General features: G+C 42.1%; 3 protein-coding genes and 1 pseudogene. 3 read left to right on the forward strand and 1 reads right to left on the reverse strand.

The features are described from left to right. Positions 1 to 122: 122 nt before the first annotated feature. Together FTU91_RS15580 and FTU91_RS15585 are read left to right on the forward strand one after the other, a co-directional pair. Positions 123 to 612 (forward strand): annotated as a pseudogene (locus tag FTU91_RS15580) (IS3 family transposase); the annotation flags it as partial. A gap of 247 nt (positions 613 to 859) precedes the next feature. Continuing rightward, on the forward strand, positions 860 to 1,492 hold the full coding sequence (locus tag FTU91_RS15585) for an alpha-ketoglutarate-dependent dioxygenase AlkB (RefSeq protein WP_180082794.1): 633 nt from the start codon (positions 860 to 862) through the stop codon (positions 1,490 to 1,492). Between the two features lie 182 nt (positions 1,493 to 1,674). Here FTU91_RS15585 and FTU91_RS15590 read toward each other — a convergent pair whose 3' ends face one another. Then, positions 1,675 to 2,451, reverse strand: coding sequence for an IclR family transcriptional regulator (locus tag FTU91_RS15590; RefSeq protein WP_166169565.1), 777 nt, complete (start codon positions 2,449 to 2,451; stop codon positions 1,675 to 1,677). 474 nt (positions 2,452 to 2,925) lie between these two features. On the opposite strand from FTU91_RS15590, the gene FTU91_RS15595 reads away from it, so the two are divergent. Continuing rightward, a complete protein-coding gene (locus FTU91_RS15595; protein WP_180082795.1) occupies positions 2,926 to 5,028 on the forward strand; it encodes an FUSC family protein in 2,103 nt (700 codons plus the stop codon). Positions 5,029 to 5,117: the final 89 nt, after the last annotated feature.

Genomic DNA, 5,117 nt, shown 5'->3' on the forward strand with positions numbered 1-5,117 from the left:
CTTTGTGCACTGGAAAATGGGATGTTTACCATCGGTTGGATAATGGGAGCCGGATGAGCTGAGAGGTTCATGTCCGGTTCTGCGAGGGGCTAAGGGTGAAATTCCCTTGGTCTACTCACCCCTATATTCAAACTCATTCAGGCAGGCTGGGTATATACCGCATTTGTTATTGATGTGTTCTCACGAGCAATTGTTGGCTGGAAAGTATCTACACGGATGAATACAGATATGGTGCTCGATGCATTGGAGCAAGCATTGCACGATCGAGGCATGCCAAAGAATGTGATTCATCATTCCGATAGAGGTGTTCAATATCTTTCTATTCGCTATACCAATCGTTTAGAAGCTGCAAATTTACGAGCATCAGTCGGTACAACTGGTGATTCATACGATAATGCTTTGGCTGAAACGGTGAATGGCTTATACAAAACAGAGGTGATTGAATATTTAAAAGCAGATTGGCAAGGTTTAGCAGATGTACAACTTGCGACACTAAACTGGGTAGATTGGTTCAATAAAAAGCGTGTACACAGTGCACTGGGTTATGTATCGCCTTTTGAGTTTGAAGCAATGTACTATGATAAGATTAACCCGTTAGGTCAGGTGGCCTAACTTAAATAAAAAAGTCTCCGACAAACCCGGTACGGTTCAGTTTCTACGTATGAATGCCGGATATAACCGCAGTGCTTCTTTCTATGGACCTGATTATGACTATCGCTATGTCCGAGGCGAATGGATTATACGCTTCTAGGCAAGCTTAAATAAAAGTTTGCATGATAAAAGGATTACGATTTTATTGGAGGTTGAGTCATGTTAATTTCTTTTCAAAACAGCTGCCTTGAATCAATAGGCCTTGTTAATGACTCTAGACCTGTTTGCGCCTGAACCTCATGCCAATCTGTTGCCCTATGATGGTATTGTGCAAGACTATGGCCTGATTTTAACGCCTCAGCAGAGCGAACAATATTTGCAGTATTTTTTAGCTCATCTGGCTTGGCAACATGATGAAGTACTATTGTATGGAAAACACTATAAAACTGCACGCAAAGTGGCCTGGTATGGCGATGAAAATTACCCATATCATTATTCCGGCACATTCAAGCAAGCCCATGTCTGGACACCCGGATTATTCCGTTTAAAGCAGCATATCGAAAATTTGGTTGGCCATGCGTTTAATTCCTGTCTTGCCAATTTGTATGAAGATGGCACTCAAGCCATGGGCTGGCATAGTGATGATGAGTCTACGTTGCAATCCAATATAGGTCAGGAAACCGTGATTGCCTCCTTAAGTTTTGGGGCAACCCGGAAATTCAGTTTTAAGCACAAGCAAAAGCCAGACAAAGTTGATGTGCTGTTACAGAGCGGTCAGCTGATTGTGATGCGTGGCAAGACTCAGCGGTACTGGAAGCATACTTTAAGGAAATCGGTGAGAATTATTGAGCCACGGGTGAATCTGACTTTCCGTTATTTTTATCCGCATGAGAAGCAATAGAATATTGGAAATAAGCGCATAAAAAAGCCCATCCTGTGATGAGCTTTTTTAATTTGGGGAGAGTTTTAACATGGCATCACGTTATCATGGAACACTGGATGCTGAAGAACAATAATCATACTATGAGAATGTAATGATAAATTCAACATTTTTTAGATTAAAATGTATTGCTGTTCCTCAAGTTAAAATATGTCTTCCTGATGGGTCAAGGTCATAAATTTCTTTTCGATTAAACTTGCATTGTCGCGTAATATTTCGATCAACTTCTGGAAATTGGTAAATTCAAAGCGGTTTTTCGAGCCTAACAGGGTCAAGGCCAAAGGCGGTTCCTTAGCAGAAAATTTCACTGGAATAGAAAGACTGGCCAGATTGGGATCGACTTCTCCACTCGAGAAATAATAGCCCTGTTTTTTAATCTGTTTCATTTGCAACAGAAATTCTTCTTCGCTATGTGCAAAGCCAACTTCAGACAGTTCAGTCACAAAGCGCCGATAATAATCCAAAACGCGCTGTTTGGGTAAATGTGCCAAAATCACCTTGGCAGAAGAACCTTTATAGATTGGGCGAGGACAACCACGACCATAAATCAGCGTGGTCAGGTCTTTATATAGTTCGTGATGAATATCGATACATGAATCGTAATTTAAATGCGTGAGCAGACAGCCGAATTCGGTACGTTCTACAATTTGCTGCATAAAGGGAATGCTGATCTGTACCAAAGGGTCTGTGGTACGGGAAATGTAATCCAGTACGGCAATTTTAGAACCTAGTGTGTAGTCACCTGAAGTTCCACTGAGGCGTTGTAATAATTCTGCCGAAACCAATTCTTTTAAATAACGGTAACTTGTGGGTTTAGAGAGTCCTAATTCCTCACTAATGATATCGACATTAATGATCGGGCGAGACACTGAAAAGAGATCCAAAACGGTAAGAATTTTACCAAAACTAGAAAGTGCCATAAGTACCTGCTTGGTCAAAGCATATAAAAAGAAAAACGAATAAGTATTACTTTATAACAAAAAATTAGGTAGAGCAGGGCTTTTGTGAAGCGAATGTTGTATTTGTACCTCATCTAAAAATATTTTACGGTGAGCATGAGAAAATAAGGCAATATTCATTTAATAGGTCTTATTAATTTATGTTTAATTATCACAATGAGATATTATTATTGACTTTATGGGCTTTGTTTGAAAAAATAATAAAAATAAATGTCTAATGGTGAATTTTCAACCTTTCCAGGCTGGCTGTTTTCCTGTGTTATTTCACATCAACAGGATGATGTGAAATCTTCTCCATTCGTTTTGAATGACGCTCATCTGAGGCATGTTTAAACCTCCCTATTTTTACACGATCCATCTTCCAGGTAGATCGTGCATTGTAGTCGTCATTCAAAAATCAGGCAGAGGAAGTAACCCCTAATTTGAGATCAACCCATGCTGCTTACTAAACAAGTACTCGCATTTCGTCCCAACAAGATGGACTGGATTTTTGCGACTAAAACGTTTCTGGCAGGTATGCTTGCGCTGTATGTGGCTTTTGCACTGAATTTGGCCTATCCCATATGGGCAATCGGAACCGTCTTTGTGATTGCCAATCCATTTTCCGGGATGACTTCTTCCAAAAGTGTGTATCGTGCACTGGGCACCTTGTTGGGTGCGGTAGTTTCGGTGGCAGTGACTCCGTTACTAATCAATACACCGTGGCTGTTCACTTTGTTTTTAGCTGCATGGGTAGGAGGTTGTTTATATATCTCATTGCTCGATCGGACTCCGCGTAGCTATGTATTTATGCTGGCGGGATATACCACGGTTATTATCAGCTATAACATTATCTATAGCATTGACACGGCATCGATGTTTGATATGGCTGTGGGCCGCTTTTTAGAGATTCTGGTCGGGGTGGTCTGTAGTGCTATTGTGACTACGACAATTTTTCCGCTGCATATTGGGCCAGCCGTGGCGGCACGTGTATCTAAAACCTTTAAAGACACCAAAACTTTATTTGACCAGATTTTACTCAACCCCTCCGAACTGGGAAATTACAGTACCGCACTCAGTCAGATTGCCCGTGATATTGCTGAAATTCATGTCATGGCAGTGCACTTGTCCTATGAGAAATCGACCTTGCAGGGCATGACTAAACCCCTACAGGAAATGCTACATCAACTGAGCATGCTGGTAGCGAACCTGGTGGCGATGGCCGAACGGATCAAACAGCTGGATCAAATGGATCGCCAATACCGTGTCCAGCTTCAGGTGATTCATGATCATAGCGCGGCATTTTTAAAAGATGATCAGGATATTCAGGAACAGACCTTAAATCTGTTGCCTGAAAATTTTGAGCAGGATTTTACCCGTTTAATGGCCACCGTACCTGCTGAACAGCAGGTGATTTTGGCCAGCCTGAAAATGGATATCCGCCATTTCATTCAAAATATTCGTGCCATCAGACTAATTTGGCAACGCATCCAACAGGGCGATGCTTCATTGCCAGAAAGCGTCACACCCCTAAGCACCACCTATCCCAATTTACACCGTGACCATGGGGTTGCGGTGCGGGGCGGAATTTCCGCTTTTATTGTGGTGATCATCGCGACAGGATTCTGGATACTCAGTGGTTGGAAAGCCGGTTTTATGATGGCTGAAATGGCAGCGATCAGCGCCTGTATTTTAACGGCCATGGATAATCCGGTACCGGCATTGAAGATGTTTGTGCGTGGCAATATTTATGCAGGGGTGCTGGTATTTATTTATGCCTATGGCATTTTCCCGCACGTAACCTCGTTCTGGGAATTGGCACTGGTATTGGCCCCTTTTGTGATCTATTGCCTGATGATGTTTCCCCATCCACCACTCACCGGGATTGCCTTGCCTTTATTGATGGGAACCATCATGGGCTTGAACTTGCAAAACCATTACACGCTGGATCAGGTTTTTTTCTTTGATGCCACCATCGGTTCGGTGCTGGGGCCGATTATTTCAATTTATATCATTCATCTGGTTCGGGCGATGTCTCCTGAAATTACGGTACAGCGGATTCTGTCGTTGCATTACAAGGCCATTCGTCAGGCTTTATATCTTCCTTATGGCGTACCGTTTCGTATCCATTTACGCAGTATGCTGGACCGGATTGGAATATTGAATACTAAGATGGTGCAGTCGGAAAAATTAAAGACCCAGATTAATTTGGCACTGGTGGAAACCAGTGCCGTGATTGATCTGACCCGTCTGCAAGAGTTGATGCATCGACTTGATTCAGAGCAAGCCATTTTGGTGAGTCTGGAAGATCTGCAACAAGGTCTGGATGACTATTTTCGTGCCAAAGAAAATGTGCAACAACAGCTGATTGCAGAGCTTCATCAGCAGGTTATTTTAAAAATCAGCCAATTGAAAAAAGAGGCACAACAACTGGAGCATGCTGAAACTTCCTGGCGAATACAGATGTCTTTAAACAATATTCGCAGCAGTTTGTGTCATGAACCAGCGCAGCTTAAAGAAGATAGGACTTACGCATTGACGGATTCAAAAAAGTATTAAAATACTTTATAAAGTATCTGTGATCAGACGAATTAAAAATGCTTCTACAGCAACTTGTACTCTACCCATTTATATGGGCTTTCTCATGA

This window comes from Acinetobacter sp. YH12201 (assembly GCF_013418145.1).
Classification (GTDB): domain Bacteria; phylum Pseudomonadota; class Gammaproteobacteria; order Pseudomonadales; family Moraxellaceae; genus Acinetobacter.